The organism is Bacteroides sp. 2_2_4 (genome assembly GCF_000157055.1).
In the GTDB taxonomy this organism is placed as follows: Bacteria; Bacteroidota; Bacteroidia; order Bacteroidales; family Bacteroidaceae; genus Bacteroides; species Bacteroides ovatus.
In genome coordinates this window covers 19519-43463 of sequence record NZ_EQ973365.1, presented here as the reverse complement: position 1 = coordinate 43463, position 23945 = coordinate 19519, and the positions used below count along the sequence as shown (strand labels likewise).

The window sequence follows — 23945 nt, the reverse complement described above, 5'->3', positions numbered from 1 at the left end:
TACCTACAACAATACGATCCGATTTTATCACCTGTATTATAGGTAAATATGTTTTGTAATTGGTTAGATCGCCCACTAACCTTCAATATCCAGATTTTATTTATTTTGTTGATAATAGGAAGCAATATCGCTTAGTTTCAATTCTATTAATTCCTCTGATTTTTCCATAACTTTTACTATCTTCCATTCCGGCATGAGCAATAAATCAGGATATTGTTCAAGAATATATTCGACCAATACTAATTCACGACGGTAAAACTCATTAAGATGAAGATAGTATTTATACAGCTGTTCACTACTCTGCCCTACCGCAAATTCACTTCTTATATTGGATAATTGCATTAGTTGTTTCTGGGCCTCACGAACTTTCCGTTTATTTCGATGATGCCAGATACGCCACTATATCAAGTAGTATAATTGAATTCGTGAACAGAGTAATGCAAGTGCTATTTTAAAGTTATCAATACTCTTACATATAAATAAATCATCCATATTCATTAATGTAGACACTTGTTTTTTTATATTTATATTCATATACAATAGCAAGCCAATTTCCATCCTTATTCAGTCAATATAGTCACAAGAAATAATAGAACGAACAAAAGAACAATAATGATGAAAACAATAAGAAATTTTAGAATATTCCACCATCCACGTTTTGGATTTTGCCGAATAGCTGGACGAGAATTATTCCATGCCTTCCCGGGAACTCGATTATACAATCTGGGGATTTGTGTCAGATAAGAGTTCAGTAACAGCAAATTATTTTTAGCTCCCGGGCAGGATAGCTCAGAGTACCCGATATGCATATCTGTGTAGGCTGATAAATAAAATAAGTTCATCGTACTTGTATCATTCTGTGTTAAGACTAAAGCTCACTTCTAATGAGAGTTGTTTCTTCCAATGTCCGGTAAGAACCCACCACACACCCATTCGAATCCACGACTACAAGTGTAGGTGTAAATGCCACGCCATAGGATTCAAAATCAGAACTATAGAAACCTTGAGGCTCATACCATTTTATCGCCCATGGTAACGAGGCAGCACGAGAGACAAAAGTTTCTTCGTTATCATCTGAAGCAATAGAGATCACCCGTATGTTTTTATCCTTAAGGGTAGGATAAAAACCACAGAGATCACGCAGGACAGCCTCACAGTTAGGACAATCCGTTTCATAGAACAACAATAATGTTGGGCCAGTTGACACTGACGGCACGGCATGGGATAAACGTGGAGCTTTTTTCCCTACAAACAGCAAACGAGTGAGTAGACGGTAGGCAATATCACCCGGACAGGCAGCATTAGCCTCCACCCCCATCACGGCTGCCGCAGTAACAGCCGCCGCATTGTTCATGCCTAGCTCCAGCAACTGCCCGGAAACGATGCGTAGTATCTCTTCCAATTGTTTCTCCTTGCCGGCATCAAGCAGGCGCACAGCAAGACGTTTCACATCGGCGGAAATTTGCTCCGTAGCCGCGTTTAACGGGCTTCCTGATGTTGCCGAATCCTCTGCCGTGTATTGGTGGAAACAGTAAGAGTTTACCCATGCACACAGATAATCGCGCATATACGGCGAAGCCGATAGGCTGTCAACCGACAGCGTATCTGACACATAACGTTGCTCTTGGCGGAGAGATGCCATGTTGTTTGTCGTGAGGGCATGCAGCAGATATTTCTGATGCCGCATGATTTCGGTCTGCCTCCCCGCCTTGCCACACCCGTAGCAAAGCAGTAGCAGAAAGAGGGAGAGGAAAACAGGGAATTGATTTATAAAGCCTTTTTTAAAATTTGAATGAGACAACTTCTTACAGGTTTGTGCCTTACACCACACCTTTTACAGTGTCGAGTCGGGGCTCTCCGGGTTTGCCGGGTTTTCGTACCGGTGAGAACTTATTGCTGCCGCTTTCGGGTTTCTTATTCGTCGGCTGTCCCTGCCATTCGGTGAGACTGATGTCGCTCACTCATGATTTGCGACATTATTTCCGGCAGTGTACGGATAACGACGTGCATATCAGCCGATGATACGGTGTTCTCGTGCGCAATGCGGCGTGCCACTTCCTTTGTGTCAGCGGCTTTGCTTTGCCTATGGTCACTACTTGCGGATAATACTTCACAAGCTGATCTTTGAGCTGTGATTTCTGTTTTTTTATAGAATAACACTGTAACAAATTATTCAAGGGTTAAACAATAGCCTGCACCTCTTGCCAGACATGCCTCAGGATATGCTCCTGAGGAGGTATTGTCAAGGTTGGACTTTGACCATGCCGAAGTCCGACCTCGGCATCGCTTTTGCCGGGAAGATGCGGTCGAAACTTCTTCTTTGTCAATATTTACAACTCCATTGGCATCATAATCACATTTCCAGACGGACGGATCCATGAAGAAACTTGCACAACATCGACATGCCATAAACCCGATGCGGAATAGTGGATACCGATAAATCAATTTCTACGCACGAAACGAAGAGGGAGCAAATTCTCGAGATAAGCACCCAATCCTGACAGGTGAGGAAAATACATATTGAAGTAGCCAGTAGGTAATGATGGGTCATAAGTGATCAATTCTTTTGCACCCGGATAAAATTCATACTCATCTTTGCCGCCAATTCGCTTAGCCTTATAGTAATACCCTCCGCCACGCAATAAATTAGCAGACATATAACCATCCCGTTCCAACATAGTGGTATAAAATTGAGATTGCGTAAGTCGCCAGGGCATATCATAGGGACCAAACCAACCACGACTGCCCGAAGCCTTTCGCAATAATCCTTTTTTACCCCAACGCCCCCCATAGCCATGAGACCAATTCTGTCCCGTGTCTGGATCTACCCACCAATAGATTGTCAGCCAATCTTTCGCTCTTTCGTAAGGGGTAGCATGTGTTCCGGGCTCTCTTAAATCAGTAGCAATTTGAATAATACTGTTTATGGGGCCATTATCTTTCGTAACAATCGGCATGCGTGCCATGTAGGCGGTTCCAACCTTGCCATCGGCGGCTGGTATTGCTAAGGCACCGGAATGCATACTAATGTCAGTAATCCACTGATGCGACCAAAACGCGGATATATGATCCTGTTGCTTTTGTATATAAGAAGCCAATCGCGGCAGTTGTCTTGTTTCCCAAGCCTGATAGTCGCCCGGCCAAAATTTGTCGGGAGTTCTGCCATTATAATACCGATCCCAATCCGGTGAAGGCTGAACAAGTGGACCGTTTGCATCATAAGTGGGAAAATAGGCAACCACGCCCGGATCCTTCTGCCATTGCAGCCATAGCTGCCTCCCCGTCCCTGCACCATCCGGAAACGTCGCTTTCCTCAGATTATAAACATCCGTGTACGTGGGGGCAGCCCAGCCTGCCGGCAAGCCGATTTTCTCAGGAGAAGCGAAATTGATTCCATTCCACAGATATCGTGGGTGCCCACCCGGCAAGGCGGACAATGTATGATCCGGCGTTCCTTCACGTGAATTCTCCAACATCCAGCACTGCCCGTTAGATCCGCCGAAACGGTGTGTGTAATAGTCGTTATTTCCGATGCGCATCTTCTTGGGCACCCCGTTCTTTCCGCAAGCATCGGGTTGAGAGAGATGAATCTTATAGGTCAGATTACCGGCCACGAGATTCATTACTGCCGTACGGTCTGTACGTCCGGGGTTCAACACCTACGGTAAGTGTCACGGTAGCCGGTGTGCCGTCGGTACCCGAATTTTGTGAAAGGGTTACCCAGTCAGGCTTGCCATCAATGCGCCAGCCGCCTGTGTTTTCCGTGCTGAGAGTGAGTGTCTGTGTACCACCTATTTCGCCTGTCACATTAGGATCTCCGGGGAATGAGAATATTCTTTTGTCCACCTTCAGCCGTTTGTTCCCATCTACTTTAACCTCTCCCTGTACCTCGTTCCACGGAACAATCTTACATTTAAGTGTATACTTCCCCTTGAGCGCTTCTTCAGGTGTTGCTGCTCCCATGCTGCCGTCCCATTCCTTTGGTTCTATCACATAGTGATACCCACGCAATAAATCCATAAAACCACTACCAGGTGGTTGCATATAATCTCGAAAATCAAGACGGTGCCAACCACTCGCCGGACCTCCGAGAAATTGCACGACAAGGCAAGTAGCATCAAGTGCGGAGCCTGAATTTACTTTCGAATTGTCCGCTTCAAACATGTAAAACGATTCCTCGCCACCACTACCTGTCAAAGCAGAATGATCAAGTAAAGTATGATGCACTCCTTGTATCCCTGTTGCACCGATAGGGATAGTAGGCGTACTTACAGAAAGAGGTATCACTTGAAAGTTATTAGGAGTAATACATCCTTTACTACGGTGATTATATACCAAAAATTTTATTCCATTATACCATAAATTACCACCATCAGGAGATAGTAGTTGCGGAATGTGCTCTTTATAGGTGATTTTCACCAAAGAACGTATCATCGTCACTGTGGGAGCTGTTATTGAAGATTGTGCATAGGTCTCATTAATAGCCTGATCGGGCAATTCTCCCCACATAGGCATGCCGTTCGTTAAGTCAGGCATGCCATCAGACGTGACAGGCAAGAGGAGACGGCTCATCACCATCTCTTTCTGTTCGCCTAAAGCGGCAGCAAGGGTATTCACCTGTTCACGAACATTGGCGAGTATCACGAGTGTCTGATGTTCGGAAGCTCCCAGCAACTGTACGCGTACAGTCTGTGTGCCCGCATTATATGTACCCTGTGCACGGTAGAAGAAGGTCCCTTTCTTTATATTCGTAGGATCTGCAGGATCAACCTTGAATGAAAGTACATCTACAGTATTGATACCATTCTCATCTATAGCATGTAGCATCGGTGCACGCGTCTCGGCACTTTGCGAGGTGTCCATTTCGGCGGCCGGTTTTGATGAAGCACCGGTTTTGAAGTTCAGGTAAATAACAGCTGTACGGTCAGGCACGGGAACAGATTCTTGCTCGTAATCAGTACAGGATGAAAATATGAGCCCGAATGTAACAATCGCAATAGTTACCGATAATAAAAAATATCTTAATGGATTAGGATGAATAAATATTCTCATAATGATATTATATTTTCTATTTATTATCATTTTATAAACTTAAACAAGCAATCAAAGCAGTAATATGTGATTTTCTGGCTATTCGCCTGCAAAGAGACGTACTGTATTGGCACTATTATAAAAAACAGTGCTGTAGTGCAAATCCGCACTATAGTCGTCGATACGTATAATACTTGGTCCTAATTTCATGTCTGTCTGGCACCAAATATAAGCAGAAACACCATTATCACTGATCATCGAATGGGGAGATTGAATAGGCGGGACAACATGACCAGTAATAGGAAAGATACGAGTCGTAACTTTATCGGGAATGGCAATTTGAGTATTCCACCAAGATTCATTGCTAATAGTATTGATATCTCCAGTAAATGTACTGCCCAAGTAAACACACTGAACCTTTAAATGGGAATCAAGGCTATTGCGTAAGAATGAACCTCCACGCTCGTAACGATAAGCACAAAGCAAGCTATTATCTGTAGCACGAGGAAAGTCTGTTAATGGTCCACCTCTTGGATCGCCCGTAGCTTTCTTACAACGTAGGGCATAACAAATACCTGTAATAGATTTAATATCTGCGTCAAAAGTTTTTTTAATGCCACCAAACTCAATAGCCTCATGACCACTATTTGAATAATCATTCTTGTAATAAGTCCGAGTATTATTTAGATGGCTACCGAAAATCCCCTCCAATTTCCTATGAGATGGCAGATGATATCCCTTACCCTCGCCTGTGATAAAAAAAGGACCTTCGAAGAGCTTCTTTGTATCCGGGGGGGGATATTGCATTATCGCTATTGCAAACAAAATAATTGTAATAACCGCTTTGATTATTATTATGATTTGCAGCCCAGCGAAGATTAACATCAGTTTGTGCTGCTGTAGGAGATAGACCGGGAGGATTAGATGACGAAAAAGAAGTACCGTAAATGGAACCACCTGCAAGGTTATACTCGGCAACATAATCCAAAGGTGTACCTCCTTGAGTGACTCTGACTTTCGTATAAAGTCGGCCGGCCCGTACTTCGAGGTATCCGCGTCTAAAACCTATCCCATTGGTAAGAGCCTGCACAGCAGCCGTACTGTTTGCTGCACCAAAGGCCGCAGAAGTCCGAAGCCATGAATTGGACGCTGTGAGCTCTGCCCCATTTGAATTATAGGCCACGATATTCCATCCGCCAGGGTAACTGGTCCGTACGGAAAACTGATTCTCTGTACTTGCAGCGCCGTGTTTGCCAAACAGCATCATCTCTGCGCGGGTTACAGCCAGAAAATGCCCCGACTCATTGAACGCTATATCTGCGAATTCCTCGTCTATCACAATGGGCGTCACCACGATGTTACGGTTGGTAAAGTTTTCCGGACTGGTTATTGCCTCTTGCATTGTATCAAACCCCGGACCTTTCACTTCTTTTATTGTAAAAATATAACGGTGGTTGCGCAGAATGGGCATGTATTTACCCTTTTCATAAGGAGGTGCACCGCTGCCCTTAATGCCATCCCATGTATAATCCATTCGGTAGTAGAACTCTCTTCCCTGATAGTCAAGAAGCATCACGATACAGGGACGACTGCCACCGGCGGTCGCCGACTGTTCGTTCAGATAATAGGTGATAACATTCGGAGAAGTGGTATTTGCGATTCCCTCAAGCGGGTGTCCGCCACCGACTGCCGGTTGCGGTGCGACAGGTAGTGTGGGAGTCATGTATCCTGACTGTGTAGAAGTAGTATTGTATGTAGCAAGATCTACCCAAACACGTCCGTTGCCCACAGGATTGACGAAGTAAACCTCTCCTGCCGCTGTCGTGGCCCCCGAAGTTATGGGGTTGATAATGTCCACCCGGGCCAGCATACGGATAAGGGGTATTTCCTGCGCAATGGTTTGCGACACACCGGCTTTCAACTCAAAGCCTCCCGCCGGGGCATGCTCACCGTACATGGGGATGTATGTTCCCGTTCCTGCTTGCCCGAACCTGCCCGTGACCTCCACTTGCTTAAGAGCATCATAAGTGGAACCGGCTGCAATGCCTGCCAGTTCTGTTTGGGCATTAGTTATAAGAGCTATACGTTTGTATGTACTCGCAGTAACGGGCACAGAGAAAGTTCTCGTATCCGAAGAGCCCGAGGGTGTGCGCAACGAACTGCCCGGAATATCATATTTCACCTTGACTTTTTCCGTGCCGCCTTCATCGGCAAACATCAGTACGGTAATCTCTGCTATTCCTTTCTCGTCTACAGCACGGGTATTCGCCGCCCGGAAATCGGGAATCCTGACGGAAAGTGTCACTTCGCTCGTTGCGCCTTTGCCGGGCGCAGACGGAAGAAGAGATTCGTCCTGCCGACAACTTACTGCTAAAAACAAAAGCAACAAACTCCCGGTCAGATGACGGAATAGGGTGATTATAGAGTTAGGCATGATTATATATTGATAATAAATGAATTAATAATAGTAACTTCAATCTAGCAGTAGGGATATCAGCCGTCCTGTTTTCTATACCCCGGGTTTAACAGATTGACTCTGCCAGTCTTTGATAGTGATTCGGGTATAGCCCGGACCGAAAGTTATCTGTATGGGAATAATCACCTCATTAGCGGGCCCGATAGAAATATGATAGCGGTGAATGAGATCGGGCAACGAAATGGGCGGGACAATGTGAACACCCGTATTCGGATCAATAATCTCAACCAATCCGGGAGTGTTTTCCGTAAAACGCGGCATATCAGAGAAAACTTCAGCACGTTTAGTGGAAGCTTCATAAGTCACCTCCGGACCGAATATTTTACCCTGAACCACAGAATGCAGGTTCCACTTACTGGCGGTTTCGTCATACATCGGTTGCAAAGCGGATGCCATATTAGTTATATGAACGACCGGCTGTAGGCTTATCCCTTCAAGCAGTACCCCTACACGTATGGTACCGGGGGAGAAATTGACGACATTCGTTTTCGCATTATGTTCATCAACGGTCAACCGGGCAGCGGCAAAAAGCAAACGGTCAAGCGTCGAAATGGTTGACGACCGTTCTGCCTGAGGATGGGAGGCAAAAAGATCATTCATTGTCTGTCCGGCAATGAATCCGCCGAGTTTGGTACGCGTATTCGAGGCATTGGCCCAAAGAGCTACTGTATAAGTACCCTGTGGCAGGTACATTTCAACCCCTTGAAGGCGGTCAAGTTCATTCTTTTCAAGTGTCCGTGTATGCTCAATACTGCCGTCAGTGCGATACACACACAGCGTCACTCGCTGCACACGGTCCCTGAAAAGGTCGGCAGACGCCCCGTCAGGCTTATAAGTGAATTGCAACAGAATGTCCAACGGACACCCTTCTAAAGACTCCCCCAATACACCCCGACAAAAGAAAAGAAAAAAGGGCGGGAAGTATCAGGAAGCATACAGCTTTATACAATTTTATGCGTAGTGTCATTTTAAGTGAATAACTGTGTATTATTTAATTATATATGGAAATAAACAACTCTCGTTTTTTGAAAATAATATATTTTAAATACAAATGAATAGAGCGGGGAGAATTCTCTTTCAACTTTGTGTTCCCCGAAAGGCAAGCTTACGAGGCAGGGGAAATCGTAGCTTGCAGATGCCCAACATGGTAAAGGTACACGTGTGAATAGAAATGGACTCTCTTTTCTTACCTGCAAAAGCAAATTTGTATAAGCAACAATCGGGGAACTTTATTTATTCCTTTATCTAATCTTAGAGATTCGGTTTTACAGCAACAACCGTCCAAGGTTTAACAGTTACTTTAAGCCAAACGCCAACGGCATTCGTATTAGGAACTGTAGAAAGCTTGCTTTCATCGAAAGTAAAATCGGTTTTAGAAATAGTATATATTTTACCTTTCTCCAATTTTACGATATTACCGGCATTATCCTTGAAACCTCTAACAGTCAGGAACTGAGGACCGACGGGAAAAACCATACCACTACCTGCACTTGCAACCAAACTATTCAGTTTGAAAACGAGTTGTAACTGATCATTAGCCGTCGTAGCATCATTAGAAAACGCATAATAAGTCCAACGGTTAGTAGAAGGATTAGGAGTTACTGATAACGGGGTTCCAGAAGCATGTATAGGAGTAGGTTCAAAATCATCAAAAAGCATAGTATTTGCCAGAAGATAAAGGGTACCGACAGCATTCTTTTCATATTTCGAAACGTCAGTCCCGTATTGTAATTTACTAGCAGGGATCGAAGTTCCATCTCCCAATTTCATTTTCATATAAAAATTAGTCAAATAAATTCCTGATAATTAAAAAGCATCTATAACAGTACCTCGGGCTTGCAGACCTTCAATCTCTATACGGGCAACAGCGGGTTCCAATTCTATCTCGGCATATTTGTCACCATTCTGCATACCGACAATAGGAGCAGCACCTCCACCGGCAGCATAGGTCTGAATAGAAGCTGCAAGATGGTCAAGAAGAATATTGTTACTACTATTTTGAGTTGTAATTTCAATTTCCTGATTTTCAACCGTTGTAATTAGACCGCTTGTAGGCAATGATACACCGGCAGGAACATTACCACGTACAAGCACTCTATCCGCAACCGTCGGAACATCAGATATCTGTGCACCTGTAGTAAGATCAGTAATGGAAGGTGTGGTGGTATTATCCACTCTCAAATATTTTTGGATACTTTGATCACCATTACTATAAAAATAGATATGCAGGCTGTTTACCGTAGCAGTAGTACCGGCGGCAAGCGGTGCCTCATTGGCACGTGTATCCGCCTTCTGACCCAGATTCAGTTTCATAAACACATTGCCTATCTTTTGAGGTACTTCAGGCACATCATTTTCATTATTACATGAAGCCAGAGTAACGACCAATGTACAAATGGTTAATAAACTCTTTAAAAAAATCTTTCTCATAAAGTTAAAAAATTAATTAATAAAAAATGTGAACTATCTCATCTGATAAAGTGAGCATATTGATAACGGGTGTCATATTTATATGACTAGTCTCCGGAAACAATCTTGTCCAACTCCTGGCGAAGACCGACGAACTGCGGTACAAGATCGGACAGTTCCGGGTCAAGAGGAATACGCAAGACAAGGTCAGGGTTCATACGGCAGGCTTCAAGCAGGTGTTCAACAGCCTCCATTGCATTCTTCATACGTGCACAAACCACGGCATACAAATATTCCCTACTGGCTGTACGCGGAAGCTGGGGCAAAAGGGCTGAAGCCTCACCATGGTAACCCATTGAAGTAAGACAAAGGGCTGTATTATAATCAGGATATGCCTGCAACAAAGGCAACGCCTTGTGATATTCACGTTCCTGCAAGAAGCGGAGTCCTTCAGCATAGGATTCACCCTCGGGAGTATAGGAAATTGCAAAGACCGAATCAGAGCCTGATTCCAAAGGGGGTATGGCAAACTTCTGCAACAGGGAGTAGTCCGCCAGATCGCTCAAGGACGCTACCACAAAAAGCAGGGTATCCGAAGGGGCGGGGTGCCACGTACTACGATCAGTGGCCTCGACGATGGATTCAAGATGCAAACGGAGTTTCTTCATTCCTTCTTTGACCGGTAGAGAATATACGTAACTGTAAATATAGTCCTTGCCCGGCACAGCCGTCTGACGGACCATAGCGGAATCGATATACGGAAAAGGAATCATACGCTCGCGGATCACGTCACGATTACGGCTATTCATCTCATTCTCAGCTATGCGGCCAAAGAAATAACGGTGCCGGGAAATATCTGTAGAATCGGAGGAGGACAGCACATAGTTTCGTATATCTGACAAACTGCGACCGCCGGAATAAAGGTCCTGATATTTGGAAGGGACGCTGGACAGGCTCATTTTACGCTCCATACGGTACATAGGCCAAAAGTTGGCAATACGATGGTACTTACGGCTGTAACTGGAAGACAGCCCAAAAGTATCACGCCCTGCAACATAGGAGCGTACACTCTCCTTTATTTTTTTACGTTCCAGACGATGATGCAAGTCGGTACGGTTAGCCTGCACGCGCATGTTCCAGAAATTCTGACGGTCGAGTGCAAGACGTTTCCATTTCTCATAGGCCAGCTGACGGTCACGTTCCTTATCATAGAGGTCATAAAAGAACTTCTGGCGACGGAAAATATCACGGGCTATGCTTTTACGGTCCAGATAAATGCTGTCATAAGCGGAAGGGTCAATGATACCTTTGAGAAACTGGTCATACGACTTATAATGCGCCTCCTGCATCCGCTGGAAATCACTTCCGGACAACACCACAGGGCGAAGAGGGCTCTCAATACTGTCAAGACCGCTCAATACCGGAGTAAGCACCAGACGCCAGCAGCTGTCGATTAATACGCCGGGAACCTGCACGTCAAATTCAAGGCGGACGGAGCCCCGCCGCATGGAAACCTGTTTGACCACCGTACGGGCGGCAACAACATCGACACGGTCCAAATGTGCGGTCCGCCAGATACCGGAACTGTCAACGCTCTCCGCTGATACAACGGAGACAGTATCGCTCTGCGTGGAAAACTCCACCTGTTCGCCTAATATACCGGAACTGCCATTCTCTTCATAAGGCAACAGGATATTAGGCCGCTTCGCCTGCAAAAACAAACGCATAGTCTTCGGTTCACGGGAAGTGGAACAGGATATTATTAAAAACATACCCATACAAAAAAAGACTGGTAATTTCAGAAATTTAAAAGTTCGGTTCATTGTTCGGAGTATTTAATATATCTTCCAATCGGGAATTGACATTAAAATAAATAAACGAGATTGACCGCCGTGCGGGTCGGTAAAACACGAGCGCCATTGCCCTTACCGGTGCGGCGTCCGCAACGGGTACAACGAAAACGCTCCCAATCCGCCCAGACTACACCGCCGCCTAATTCAAACCCCAGATTCCAACGACGGGAAAGGGGACGTACCAGACCCACCGAAATACCGCCGCCCAAGGCAGTACCCTGGTAACGGTATCTGTGTCCGAAAAGACCGCCGGCATTAAAATGAGAGAAAACACCGTGAAGGCCCAAAAAATATCCGCGACCGTAAGTTTCGCGCATCCAATAGCGGACGCCGGGAGAAACGGTTATATTCTTTAGCTTGCCGTCATTCCATAAATTAAACGGATTGTACTGTAACGGAAGATGGACAGACCAATGGGAGGACAAAGCCATAAAACCTTCAATGTTTATATTGCCTGTAGCTAAACCGACAATATTAGTACACACAGAATAAAACTGCACGGAAACCTCACCGGAGCATATCAGGCAGAACAGGGTAAAAGATAAACAGAATAAATTCTTCTTTCTATTCAAATTCATAACGCAAAACAGGATAACTCAAAAGATACAGACTTTATTACTTTAATATATTATTTATTACATAAAACACTATATTAAAGAAATCACAAAAAGCAACACACATATAAAATCATAAAATCTATTAACTATATTCATACTATCACATTAATTTGATTTTCCCGATTGCAAAAGTAATGTGTTATCAGTATTACTCAAATAAAAAACAGCGTTATAAACGCTAACAATAAAAAGCGTAAATATATAACTAACAGCATAATACAAAGCACATACATCCTTATTTCTAACACAAGCCTAACACTTACTGCAAAAGATAAAAAATACATGTTTCAAATAACGTTTTTCGGTTATAGGCCTGGATTCATAATCAAGAAATTCTTTTTATAATTTTCAAACAAATATAAAGAGTATATATTAAGATTTTATGATACAAAATAATATCATAAACATCCCCCTGTCCGCTGACGATGTGATAATAAGAACAAACTGAAGTATTATTAAGCCCTCTATGGACATGTAATGAACAATACAGTTTATAAAGAGGCACAGATAACTCATTAGCAAGACGCAAAGATTATAGCAGAACCTTCATTGTTTTGTACTCATGAAGCTTAACAGAAAGCTGAAAAAATATATCCATTGAAGTTTCACATCTTTGCCGTATACCATGATAATATAATAGCAAAATACGTTGAAATGGTCGGTAATCCAATGAAGCTCCGGCAGAATCGGGCGGTAGTTTTTGGAGCAGAAAACCACGCAATTCGCTACCGATGGGTCGGGCGTGTATTTTGTAATGTAATTCTAGAACAGCGAGTTGCGCGAATAGACATATACCTCCTCGGATCAGTTCAACAGCCAGTCGCTGTAAGAATTGACGATATCTGTCCGTCTTCCTGTATTTATGTTCGTGTCTTATGCAATATCTAAGCTTTTTATACCTCCCCTTTTCTTAGTCTTTGTCACAAAGTAAACACCGATAAATACCAAAGCCGTCGACAATAGTTTCTGTATCGAGAGTGTGTCCTACCCAACAGCAATGGCAATTACGGAAGCAACGATGGGGTGTGCGTAATTATACATGCTGGGCTGTATAGGACGAATGTGTTTCAATGCCATCGGGATGAGCATGAACGTAACGAACGTGACTCTGAACAGCAGATAAAGAAGCGCGCACAGCTGCGTCATGTTAAATGTTTCCCGATGGAATATAGGGACATGTTGCACATGCGGGAGACAAAACAAAGCGAGTGCCAATGTGGAAAACAGAAACATCCATTTCATCATCGTCACGGAAGGCAGGGCTTTTTCTTTCGGCATGAAGAGGGACGCAAACCAAAACATCATGCAGACGAAAATCGCCCGCATGACGATAATCGCTTCCGGCAGCATTACGAGGTCAACAGGTATTTGAATATCGGCATACTGACACTGAACAAGATCTTTGCCGATAATATCAAAACATACCCTTATTTTATAGCGTTATCAGACGTTCGTATGTATTCTCTCCTCGACATCGATTCTTTTTGTTCGGGCAGGAAGGCGTTTTCTGCAGAATAGCCCACCATAAGCAGACTGGTAAACTCACAATCTTCGGGAGCACCTACTATCCCTTTGACTTTTTCCACTTCGTCGGCAACGGGAATGTGGAATATAGTTCCCAATCTTTCAACGGTGGCGGCATGGTGCATATTTTCCAATACGCACCATGCCGAAGCGAAGTAGTTGAACGAGCTTTACTCTTAGGGTTAGAGCAACGGACTTTGTTTCTGGCGGAAGAAGGGCAGGATTAACAACCCACTCTGTGTCAGCATATGCTGTTGCTTGGACAGTGTCATTAGAAATAAACAAATGGTTCCAACTGATTTCCCAGTTTATCAATAGGATAAAGAGCACCTTCTTTTTTCAACAGGAATATCATATTACGAATCATCTCTCTACATTTATCTGGAAATACAGAAGAAAGCTCTTCCTTCTCTTCCTGATCCTCTTTCAAATTATAAAGCACTGCTTCCGGTTGCTTTGGATTTTCCGGCAAATAATAATAGATTAATTTCCAATCCCCTTCCCGATATACTGTAAAGTAATTACCACGATGAGCATGGGGAAAATGCATGAGAAACATTTCAGAACGCTTTTTATTTACTTTACCACTTAACTGTTTTTTTAAATTGAATCCGTCTATCACATAATTGGCAGGTGGTTCACATCCAGCCACAGATAAAACGGTTGGATAAATATCCATAATCGTTCCCAATTGATTTTGTATACCTCCAACTTTAATTGGTAAACGTTTCTGAAATTTATTACCTTTTCGGGGCTTTGCCCAACTCACAATAAAAGGCACACGCATACCACCTTCAAACTCCGTACCTTTTTTTCCTCTCAATGGAGCGGAAGAACCATATCCCCGTTCTTCTCCTAAAGGTGCGTCTCCACCGTTATCTCCCAAAAAGAAAATCAAAGTGTTTTCCGCAATTCCCAATTTTTCAAGTTGGTCCATGATGTCTCCTAAAGACTTATCCATGCCTTCTATCAATGTAGCAAAGGCCCTGGCCTGTTCCTTCTTATTTGGATCTGTATAACGGGACAGAAAACTTTTATCAGCCTGAAAAGGTGCATGGACAGCATAATGAGACATATTCAAATAAAAAGGACGCTTTTCCTTTACAGCTTTAGCTATCTCACGATTAGCTTCTATTGTCAACGCTTCAGTCAAGAAAGTATCCGTACCATGGTACTTCTCCAAATCAGGAACTGCTCTAGCTCTTGTTCCCTTAATATGGCCATACCCCCACTCACCATAATAGCTGCCGGGATGTCCGATTCCCGCACCTGCAATATTGACATCAAAACCTAGATTCAATGGGTTTTCACCTTCACTGTTCATACAACCTAGATGAGATTTTCCAATATGAATTGTCTTATATCCGGCCTGTCGCAAAACCTTGGGCATAGTTGGAGTATTTTTTGTTAATCCTTTCCAGTTCCAAGCGGGAGGCCCAAAAGGAGTACGGTTATTACTTTCAGCGTTAATCCAATTAGTAGTACGATGTCTTGTAGCGTTTTGTCCTGTCAAAAGCGAAACCCTGGAGGGAGAACTCACACTTTGCGCATAAAAAGTGGAAAAACAGATACCTTGTTTCGCCATTCTCTCCATATTAGGGGTGTGATACCAATTATTTAATGGATGACGTACCCGATTTCCATTCTCATCTGTCAAAAAAGGAACAGAAGTATCCATAAGCCCCATATCATCTACCAAAAAAACAATGATATTGGGACGTTCTTGATAATCGCCAATCATTGACGAAGTTGCTACTAGAAAATTAAATAAGAGCATGCTTACATTTTATGATTAAAAATCTCTCAAACTACCTAAAAATAGAATATTCCATTCTGACTTCTCTACTTTCTTCTTTTTCCAATATAGCTTTCGTCACTTTTACCCTCTCCGAATATTTTTCGACCAAGTACATTTTTTCATTTCACCTTTTCATAAATTATATAATTAGTCCATCAGAGCATTACCTGTCTCAGTCCGTGCCAATCGTATAAAAACTGTTCCTTTATTGGGAGCAATATATTTTCAAGTAGCGTCCGAGACAGACAAAGGATTGAAAGCTCCTATTACATAGAAAACATGTCTTTTTATGATAGTCGTAATATAAAATAGCAATTATTTCACAACAAACGTATTAAAAGAATGTGCCTGTAAAGTTACATTTAAATGCTTCTCCCCTAATTGTACCGTCATTTGCTGCGCAACATCACCATAATTACCTGCTACTATCAAATATTTACCTTCTGGAGTCAAGAAAGCAATAACAGACAAATTATCCTCCCCCTTCTCTTTATATTGTAAAACCCTTGTACCTGAAACAACCTGATTGCAAAAATGCTTCACCGCATAGTATTCTGGTGTATACGTAATAGTCCCGGTTTTAGAATCTACACGAATCAAAGCATTTTGTTTCCATCCCCAGCTACTTTTTCCTTCGTCAGATAAAATCGCATTCCAAAAAGTATACTCCTCACAACCATTACCTATATAATGATTGATCAACCTAAATGTATGTTCTGCCGCTTTCCAATCAAACGTTCCTGAACCACATTCACTCTCTGTCTGCATATACTTATAATACGGATATTTCTTGCGGATAGCAGGCAAAATCTGTCCTCCCCACCATTGAAATCCTAATCCTTCCACTGCATCTTTCATACGAGAATCTGACAGAATCTTATCTACAACATCAAAACGATTGGTATTGAGTGTTCCAAGAAAAAGTGAAACCTCCGGGTGTTGTTTCTTTAACTCTGGCGCCAAATATTCGACATTAAATCTTATAATCCCCTCAGGCGTCCATGCACAACCCGGATAAATGGTATATGCCCATGGTTCATTCTGAAACATCACTCTTGATATGGAAATATTCTCTTCCCGATAGGCAGAAACAAACCTACAGAAATAATTGGCATAGGTTTTCAAATAACGAGAATCCTGAATAAAATAATCATTCACAGCCAATTGCTTTGGATAATATGCAGCATCCTTCCCCGTAGTATTTTCATATAGAACAACATCAGACAAAGGAGACATTTTATTCTGTCCATTCCAACTACGTACTGAATAATAATGGTTAACCTTCATCCAGGACGGCGGTGACCAAGGAGATGCCCAAAAGATTACATCAGGATTACAGTGCAGAACTCTTTTACAGAAAGGGATAATTGTCTTCTTATCACGTTCTATAGAAAAGTACTTTAACTGAAAATCACCGGACACTTCATCACAACTATACCAGTCCCGTGCATAATCATTGGCATTCATCGGTATACGCCCCATGGAAAAACGTAAAGCGCCTTCTTTTGAAAAAAGATTACTTAATACTTCCTTCTGTTGTTCAAAGGGCAACAAATTCAAAGCATCCCATCCCAGTTCGTTGAGACAAGTTCCCCATCTTTTGAATACCTGAATGCTTTCTGTTGTATCCACCTTTAAAGCGGGTTCCTTATCAGGCTTTAATTGTAATCTGATTTTCGATTCTTTCCACATATTTCCTTCCGTGCTGTAGATCCATGTGCAGGACTGGGCAGATACACTTTCCACCCCCATCAACAAAACTATAAATATAAAAATTATTCTTTTCATTTTCTCCTTTTTTAGAATATTTCAATTAACTAAAAATCAGATAAATTTATCCGAGATACCCCCTCGATACTTGGCAACATAATCCCATCAGCCTGTTGAACTTTTATGACGATAATATGTTCCTCCGCGGTCTGATATACATGTGACGGAGTGTTTTTTCCTGCAAACATCTCAGATTTATCATCTCCCCATTGAATATTACCAGACAGTTTACTGCCTGTAAATTCAAGAAAACCAAATGATTTCCCGCTATGCTCTATTGTTACAAGGCAATAGTCCTTAAAAGGGTCTTCTTCCGGTCCCTCCTGCAAAATATCCTCTCCACCGCTACATGAATATACCATGAAAAAAATTAAAGTCAGTCCAATATGTTTCAATATCTCCTTCATATTCTCCTATTTCTTATTTTGATTACCTATTGCAAAACGTATTCTTTTTTCTTCATACTCGTCTTCATCCTCTATTTTCTTCCGGAGCACAATGACATACTCTCTGTCAATCAACTCACTTGTATCAATCCGAATCTCCGGGTTATCATCATTAGTAATTCCTGAAAATACCACGTTATTAGTTAGTGAGAGCACCTGATACTCTACCTGGGGACAAGTCTTCAGACTAATCTTCTTATTTTTCTTATCATAAGCAAAACTGGTCATTTTTTCCAAAGGCATATCTTCCTCCTTGAGAATAATTTCAGATTTCAATAGTGAGCCACCCCGCAAATATTCCCAATCCTCTGAATATTTACCCTTGTAATATACTCTAATCCGATCTCCGGCCTTTATTGGTAGGGTTATTTTACAGAAACAGTCTGTTTCACTATGGTAAGAGTCTGCCGGATACTTAACAGGGATTTCCTCGATATATATTCTTTTATAGTTCCGTTCTTGCCTACTAAAGCTATTCTCAGGTTTCCGTCAAAAGCTGACCGTCCGATGTTGTAAACAGCTCCTATACTTATTTTAAATTCTTGTTCTGGCTGAATATTAACAGCATCCATTACAAGTCCTTCATAATAGACACCATTCACTTCCTTCCTAATAAGAACCAAATTATCTGTAAAAGCAGAGGTGCCATCCTTATCTGGTATCAAGTTAAAAAAAGCAGCTTGCTCTTGAGTGTATCCACCGCTAGAACTGCCGGAACCCGGATTTGACGGATCCATAACAGTCAATAAGTAATAACCATTCGAACTTCCACTCCACCCCCAATTAACATGATAATAATTTTTCTGGGTATAGCCATCTATTACAAACATATGCCCTCCACCGGATTTAGTAGAAGCTGTATATAGAATCGGCCTTTTTGCATCAAGTTCTTTCCTTAACATCTGATGCCATTCACTCATAACACGGGTAGCCCGATTCTGCATATGAGTCCCCTTATTATATTTCATATACTTTATCATACCTTCCAGTGCATTCTCGTAATATGCCCACGTAGACTTCCTGCCAAACTGTGACTTTGAAATAATGCCACAATCATATATAAGAGTTGCAACCTCATCCTTTATATCAGTATCCGAATTCTTATCAACTTTTACCGGCATCTTGCTCCAAACATAAGGACGATCAAAAGTTTTGCTTGGTATCTGGGTATTCTTATCAGCTTGTAGAGTATAAGCAGGTACAGTTCCTACACCCTGATCCGGCCATTGATAATATTGCATAATAATCGCCATTGCAGTAGCTACACAGCCGGTAATTGACTTTCCGTCACTGGTTGTCGGAGATAGTCTGTTGAAAGGCGCTTGCTGGTCCCACAAGGCTGTGGTTAATTTCACTATTGGCGTACCAATAGCGTCTGATGCCCGCGTCTAAGCTTTCGAAATATAAGAAGTGCCCACAACATGTTCCTCCCGGACCGCATTAATCTGATTGCGTAATTCATCCATCCAATCAAGCAAGTTGGGAGGCATATTTTCAACTACAAAATGATTCGAGCAAGAGTATCCTAATATCGGCATGGTAACATCATCTCCCGAGATAATCACAAACCCATCACTATCCATACGGTTAAACACATAAAATGCGGGAGATGATCCACCTCTCGTAGTAGTACTTTCACCATCCCAGACGAGCTGAAGTCTGGGAATTCCACCACGGGATCGTATCGTTTCACAAAAAAAACTCATAGCCACTTTTCTAGCCTGCTCCATTGTAATTTCATTAGCAAGAAGAATATGCTTTGAGGAAAATAATATAAGAAAGAAAAAAATATATTTCATAAAAAAGAGCATTAGACCACGTTGGTGTAGTTAAAAACTGGATATTGGAGTATTCTCTCCTACCGGGGAGACACTCCAATATTCTTTTTATAATTACCATCCGAGATTCTGTCCCAAATTCGGATTTTTAAAGCGTTCTGTATTGGGTATAGGATAAAAATACATATTATCAGTTACCGCACGGGTTTCGAGTAAGAATTTCTCATAACTGATTACCTCATTATTCTTCGTTATTTTTACTCCATATATATTGGCCGTCTGTCCCAGTTCCTTCCAGCGACGTACATCCCAAAAACGATGACCTTCAAAAGCTAACTCAACACGACGCTCATTCTTCAGGCGTTTAACGAAATCTTTTTCTGTAATATCCGACGGAAAACCGGGCAACGAAATATTTGTACGACCACGAATCTGATTTACCGCTTCACGCGCACTCATGTTGTAAACAGCATCTTTATAGTTGGGATCATGAAAAGCATTAATCATAGCTTCTGCATAATTAAGCAAAATCTCACCATAACGGAACAATACCCAATTATGCTGTTTTTTCGTAACAGTGCTACCAGCCTCGAAACTAATCGTGTTATTTACATACTTTTTCAAATAGTATCCTGTAGTAGTGGCATTCTGCAATGGCAATCCGTTAGTTCCTCCTTCCCATATTTCCACAGGGTCTACAGGCCATTTCATTTCATTGCAAACAATCGTATATTTCATACGAGGATCACGATTATCGTATGGATCTGACTGATTATTCCATACAAAAGGAGTACCATCCTTCATATCATACGCTTCCATCAAGTTTTGTGTCGGACAGGTAGATGTCTTTCCACCCTCCACTCCAATAGGAAAATTAGCCTTCTCAAAGTCACCGCTCTCACCTGTCGGACGATACAATATCACCTCAGCTTTCTGATTATTAACGTCATTAAATATTTGAGGATAAGGAACCAAGTCCAAGCCTAAATCTGTTTTCTGTTTAATAATATCATAAGCAGCTTCTGCGGCTTGTTTCCATTTATCTTCACTATCTTCTGAAAATAAAGGGCTGGCCATATACAAAGTAACACGCGATTTTAATGCCATAGCAGCTGCCCGCGTAACACGTCCCTTCTCTTTTGTACTGAAATTATCATAATTCACAGGCAAAATCTGTGCAAGATCCGAACATTCATCCACGATGAATTTAGCAATTTTCTCATAAGATTCAGGATTTACCCCGTTAGCTTCATTCTGTGCCAAGACATCTAGTACAAAAGGAATATTGCGATAACGCTTGATTAATTCAAAATAGAAATATGCTCTAAGGAAACGGACTTCATATTGATAATTAGTAAACTCTTTCATTATAGCCTCATAATCATCCGAATATTTCCATTCATCAAATGTCAGTCCGGCAGTTTCCTTCAAATAGAAGTTGGCTGCCCGAATTCCTTTGTAATAATGTCCCCATACATTATCCACCAAATTATTGGCAGACCATGTACCATCCACAAACCGCTGGATATTGGAAGACTTGTAAATATGGACGGCATCATCCGTAGCCGCATCCAGCATGGCCCCATCTATAGAACAAAAGTCCGCTTTTAAGAAACCATATACATTGGTTGCCAGTTGCTTCACACGATTATAGCTATCAAGCACCTCTTGTTTGGTAAAGTTATCAGACTCATCACAATCCATAAAATCACATCCTGTCATCATCAATAAAGATAGAAGCAGTACTATATTTTTAATCTTTATTTTTTTTATCATTGTCTCTCCAATTTAGAATTGTAAATTAAAACCAAATGTATATTGTTTCATCGCAGGATGAGTAACTCCCAACGCCTCCGGATCTGCAATATCAATGCCATCCAGACATAACAGGTCGTGTCCGCGAACATAAAGTTTCACCGATTTCACAATATTCTGCCTACGTAGCCATTTATCAGGTAATTGATAATAAACTTCTAATGTTCGTAACTTCAAAAACGAAGTATCTGTCACCCATAATGAGTTATTATTATAATTATTCGCTGATCCTAATGTAGTTAGCCTGGGTAATGTCCCATTCGGATTATTCTCGCTCCAACGATTTTCCCAATAATATCTGGAAATTGTATTATTGTTAATCAATGGTCGGTATACACTTCGTGTATCCAGCACTTGGCTATAATTGGCCACTCCCTGAAATTGCGCCAAAACTCCCAATCCCTTGTATTCAGCACCTAAATTGAAACCATAATAAATTTCCGGACAGGTAGCATTATATCCCATAGCAATTTGATCATATTGATCGATACGTTTATCACCATTCTGATCTTTGAGTTTTAGATCACCAGGACGTACTTCCGACAAATATTGTTTTACCTCACGTTGGTCTATTTCTTCCTGATTCTTATAGATTCCCTCTACTTCATAACCAAATATTTGACCGACACGACACCCTGTACGCTCCAAATAATCATACGGACGGTATTCTTCATTCATGTTGATAATTTTACTCCGATTGAAGGAGAATTGCCCGCTTATCTGATAAGTGAACTCGCCTATCCGATCATTCCAACCTGCCATTAATTCCACTCCATAGTTATTGACAACACCATCATTACGCTTGGGAACGGTCATTCCGAACACAGAAGAAATCGCATTACCACCATCTACCAGAATATCAGTCCGATGATCATAATATCCATCAATAGTTAATGACAACTTCTTCCATGCCATGAAATCCATACCAACATTCAACTTATGCGACTTTTCATAAGTAAGCCCGTCTACAGCAATTTGCTTTTCAGTCATACCACTTTGGCTGGCCGGAGTATCCTTGAAATAATAACTATTACCACTTCCCATATAATACTTATACAGATTTACCCCAAAATCCGCCCTTCCAACTATACCATAAGATGCTCTCAATTTTAAGAAATCAACCGATTTTCCTTTCATCCAGCTTTCTTCTGAAAGAATCCAACCAGCACCTATTGACGGAAATATTCCCCAACGATGATTCGGTTCCAAAACACTGGATGCCGAACCCGATAAAGCAAAATCAAGTAAATAACGGTTTTTATAGCTATAATGCGCTTGTCCAACCATATCCATATATGCCCGGGAAGCATTCTGTCCATCACGATCCATCCGGTCCATAGCATAAAGTAAAACTGTATTCAGCCGATGTAATCCCCAATTTCTATCATAATTTAATTGGGCATTAAAGTTAAAGCGGCGGACAATTTCTCCTGTACTGCTGCTAAAACTCAAAGCAGATTCATTACGCAAGTTTTTATATTGGTCTTCTTCTCCATCCCATCCTTTCACTGAAGACTCATAAGCAAAGTTACGAGTATTGGAATCCCAGTAACTAGCATCGCTGTCAAGCCCCACTCGGACTGAAGCAGATAGACCGGGAGTAAGAGTACTCAAATCCTGTTGAATATTCATATCGGCATACAAAGCACGATTTTGTGAACGCGCATATCCCTTACCTGAAATGAGAGCAATAGGATTATTAGAATAAATAGTAGAACCTCCCCATACCTCATTCTTTGTTTTAACAGGAAACACTCCTGAAGGAACCTGGTACAAGGCTGTGAAGATATCATCTATCTGTGCACCTGGACGATTGTGTTCTGAGAAATTACCTAGCATACTCAATTGCACTTTCGTGGTTTTGGTAGCCTGTATATCAAGATTAGTCCGTATATTCAACTTTGAGAATTTAAGCTGGGTGGAATAATCTTCATTGTCATTAGTCGGCTTCAGAATTCCCTGATCTTTCAGATAATTCAACTGTGCATAATATTGTACCTTATCACCCCCTCCCTGAATGGAAAAGTTTGCATTCTGACCAAGGCTATGATTCCGCAAAGCCTCTCCCCACCAATCTACGTCCGGATAAAAGTCTGGGTAAGTACGATCTCTGAACGCGTCTAGTTCACGTTGAGTATAACGGGGGCTAAGATGATCATTTTTCAACCCTTCATTCAAAGCTTGGGCATAAGTATATCCATCTACCATTTCCGGTAAACGGACCGGAGTCCCCATATTAAACTCATAATTGAAATTAATTACCGGCTTGCCAGTCTTTCCACGTTTCGTGGTAACATAAACGACCCCATTAGCTCCTCGTATTCCATACAGTGCCAAAGCTACGGCATCTTTCAAGACAACCACAGATTCTATTTCTTGCACTGTCAGGTCTGATATGGAACGTACAAAGCCATCAACCAATATCAGC

Annotated in this window: 20 protein-coding genes and 2 pseudogenes; all 22 read right to left on the bottom strand. The window is 41.9% G+C overall.

The features are described 5' to 3' along the window. Positions 1-96: 96 nt before the first annotated feature. Entirely contained in the window at positions 97-342 is a 246-nt protein-coding gene (locus BSCG_RS07020; RefSeq protein WP_008776822.1) for a hypothetical protein, read from the bottom strand. A gap of 526 nt (positions 343-868) precedes the next feature. After that, positions 869-1642, bottom strand: a complete 774-nt coding sequence (locus tag BSCG_RS07025; RefSeq protein ID WP_241762157.1) for a peroxiredoxin family protein — start codon at positions 1640-1642, stop codon at positions 869-871. A 272-nt stretch (positions 1643-1914) separates the two neighbouring features. Then, complete coding sequence (locus tag BSCG_RS29735; RefSeq protein ID WP_008776819.1) at positions 1915-2160, bottom strand: hypothetical protein; 246 nt, start codon at positions 2158-2160, stop codon at positions 1915-1917. A gap of 281 nt (positions 2161-2441) precedes the next feature. Next, a complete protein-coding gene (locus BSCG_RS28360; RefSeq protein ID WP_008776817.1) occupies positions 2442-3659 on the bottom strand; it encodes a hypothetical protein in 1218 nt (405 codons plus the stop codon). After that, positions 3604-5052 carry a BACON domain-containing protein gene (locus BSCG_RS0127725; RefSeq protein WP_139016504.1) on the bottom strand — a complete coding sequence of 483 codons (1449 nt, stop codon included), beginning with the start codon at positions 5050-5052 and terminating at the stop codon, positions 3604-3606. Before BSCG_RS0127725 ends, BSCG_RS28360 begins: the two co-directional genes overlap by 56 nt. A 78-nt stretch (positions 5053-5130) precedes the next feature. Further along, the gene (locus BSCG_RS0127720; protein WP_050428058.1) at positions 5131-5742 is read right to left on the bottom strand and encodes a hypothetical protein; all 612 of its coding nucleotides are present in this window, start codon (positions 5740-5742) and stop codon (positions 5131-5133) included. A 28-nt stretch (positions 5743-5770) separates the two neighbouring features. Further along, entirely contained in the window at positions 5771-7465 is a 1695-nt protein-coding gene (locus tag BSCG_RS30555; protein WP_008776814.1) for a fimbrial protein, read from the bottom strand. A gap of 75 nt (positions 7466-7540) precedes the next feature. Further along, positions 7541-8365 (bottom strand): FimB/Mfa2 family fimbrial subunit, encoded by an 825-nt coding sequence (locus BSCG_RS07030; protein WP_229077592.1) that lies wholly within the window; start codon positions 8363-8365, stop codon positions 7541-7543. Positions 8366-8758: 393 nt separating this feature from the next. Beyond that, a complete protein-coding gene (locus BSCG_RS30550; RefSeq protein WP_050428057.1) occupies positions 8759-9283 on the bottom strand; it encodes a hypothetical protein in 525 nt (174 codons plus the stop codon). Positions 9284-9313: 30 nt separating this feature from the next. Then, positions 9314-9937, bottom strand: coding sequence for a fimbrial protein (locus BSCG_RS30545; protein WP_008776811.1), 624 nt, complete (start codon positions 9935-9937; stop codon positions 9314-9316). 86 nt (positions 9938-10023) lie between these two features. Next, entirely contained in the window at positions 10024-11688 is a 1665-nt protein-coding gene (locus tag BSCG_RS30540; RefSeq protein WP_234116396.1) for a hypothetical protein, read from the bottom strand. Between the two features lie 92 nt (positions 11689-11780). Next, a complete protein-coding gene (locus BSCG_RS07035; protein WP_032849669.1) occupies positions 11781-12347 on the bottom strand; it encodes a DUF3575 domain-containing protein in 567 nt (188 codons plus the stop codon). Between the two features lie 899 nt (positions 12348-13246). Continuing rightward, positions 13247-13768, bottom strand: a pseudogene (locus BSCG_RS07040) (EamA family transporter). 61 nt (positions 13769-13829) lie between these two features. Then, positions 13830-14179 (bottom strand): annotated as a pseudogene (locus BSCG_RS30935) (nitroreductase); the annotation flags it as partial. Between the two features lie 2 nt (positions 14180-14181). Continuing rightward, positions 14182-15687: a sulfatase gene (locus BSCG_RS07045; RefSeq protein WP_008776803.1), complete on the bottom strand. Its 1506-nt coding sequence runs from the start codon at positions 15685-15687 to the stop codon at positions 14182-14184. Positions 15688-16023: 336 nt separating this feature from the next. Further along, positions 16024-17496: a glycoside hydrolase family 30 protein gene (locus BSCG_RS07050; protein WP_008776802.1), complete on the bottom strand. Its 1473-nt coding sequence runs from the start codon at positions 17494-17496 to the stop codon at positions 16024-16026. Positions 17497-17525: 29 nt separating this feature from the next. After that, positions 17526-17885 (bottom strand): hypothetical protein, encoded by a 360-nt coding sequence (locus tag BSCG_RS07055; protein WP_008776801.1) that lies wholly within the window; start codon positions 17883-17885, stop codon positions 17526-17528. 6 nt (positions 17886-17891) lie between these two features. Continuing rightward, positions 17892-18167 carry a hypothetical protein gene (locus BSCG_RS07060; protein ID WP_139016503.1) on the bottom strand — a complete coding sequence of 92 codons (276 nt, stop codon included), beginning with the start codon at positions 18165-18167 and terminating at the stop codon, positions 17892-17894. A 122-nt stretch (positions 18168-18289) separates the two neighbouring features. After that, positions 18290-19279: a C10 family peptidase gene (locus BSCG_RS0127680; protein ID WP_175285330.1), complete on the bottom strand. Its 990-nt coding sequence runs from the start codon at positions 19277-19279 to the stop codon at positions 18290-18292. 33 nt (positions 19280-19312) lie between these two features. Then, positions 19313-19723 (bottom strand): Spi family protease inhibitor, encoded by a 411-nt coding sequence (locus BSCG_RS0127675; RefSeq protein WP_255421438.1) that lies wholly within the window; start codon positions 19721-19723, stop codon positions 19313-19315. A 93-nt stretch (positions 19724-19816) separates the two neighbouring features. Beyond that, on the bottom strand, positions 19817-21478 hold the full coding sequence (locus BSCG_RS07065; RefSeq protein WP_008776798.1) for a RagB/SusD family nutrient uptake outer membrane protein: 1662 nt from the start codon (positions 21476-21478) through the stop codon (positions 19817-19819). Positions 21479-21490: 12 nt separating this feature from the next. Beyond that, positions 21491-23945 (bottom strand): SusC/RagA family TonB-linked outer membrane protein (locus BSCG_RS07070; RefSeq protein ID WP_083793668.1); only part of this gene is annotated, 2455 nt, incomplete at its 5' end.

Coding starts and splice junctions, on each gene's coding strand:
- BSCG_RS07020 (WP_008776822.1), bottom strand. CDS start 342: ATGCAATTATCCAATATAAGAAGTGAATTTGCGGTAGGGCAGAGTAGT.
- BSCG_RS07025 (WP_241762157.1), bottom strand. CDS start 1,642: ATGGCATCTCTCCGCCAAGAGCAACGTTATGTGTCAGATACGCTGTCG.
- BSCG_RS0127725 (WP_139016504.1), bottom strand. CDS start 5,052: ATGAGAATATTTATTCATCCTAATCCATTAAGATATTTTTTATTATCG.
- BSCG_RS30555 (WP_008776814.1), bottom strand. CDS start 7,465: ATGCCTAACTCTATAATCACCCTATTCCGTCATCTGACCGGGAGTTTG.
- BSCG_RS30550 (WP_050428057.1), bottom strand. CDS start 9,283: ATGAAAATGAAATTGGGAGATGGAACTTCGATCCCTGCTAGTAAATTA.
- BSCG_RS30545 (WP_008776811.1), bottom strand. CDS start 9,937: ATGAGAAAGATTTTTTTAAAGAGTTTATTAACCATTTGTACATTGGTC.
- BSCG_RS30540 (WP_234116396.1), bottom strand. CDS start 11,688: ATGTTTTTAATAATATCCTGTTCCACTTCCCGTGAACCGAAGACTATG.
- BSCG_RS07035 (WP_032849669.1), bottom strand. CDS start 12,347: ATGAATTTGAATAGAAAGAAGAATTTATTCTGTTTATCTTTTACCCTG.
- BSCG_RS07045 (WP_008776803.1), bottom strand. CDS start 15,687: ATGCTCTTATTTAATTTTCTAGTAGCAACTTCGTCAATGATTGGCGAT.
- BSCG_RS07050 (WP_008776802.1), bottom strand. CDS start 17,496: ATGAAAAGAATAATTTTTATATTTATAGTTTTGTTGATGGGGGTGGAA.
- BSCG_RS07055 (WP_008776801.1), bottom strand. CDS start 17,885: ATGAAGGAGATATTGAAACATATTGGACTGACTTTAATTTTTTTCATG.
- BSCG_RS07060 (WP_139016503.1), bottom strand. CDS start 18,167: ATGCCTTTGGAAAAAATGACCAGTTTTGCTTATGATAAGAAAAATAAG.
- BSCG_RS0127675 (WP_255421438.1), bottom strand. CDS start 19,723: ATGAAATATATTTTTTTCTTTCTTATATTATTTTCCTCAAAGCATATT.
- BSCG_RS07065 (WP_008776798.1), bottom strand. CDS start 21,478: ATGATAAAAAAAATAAAGATTAAAAATATAGTACTGCTTCTATCTTTA.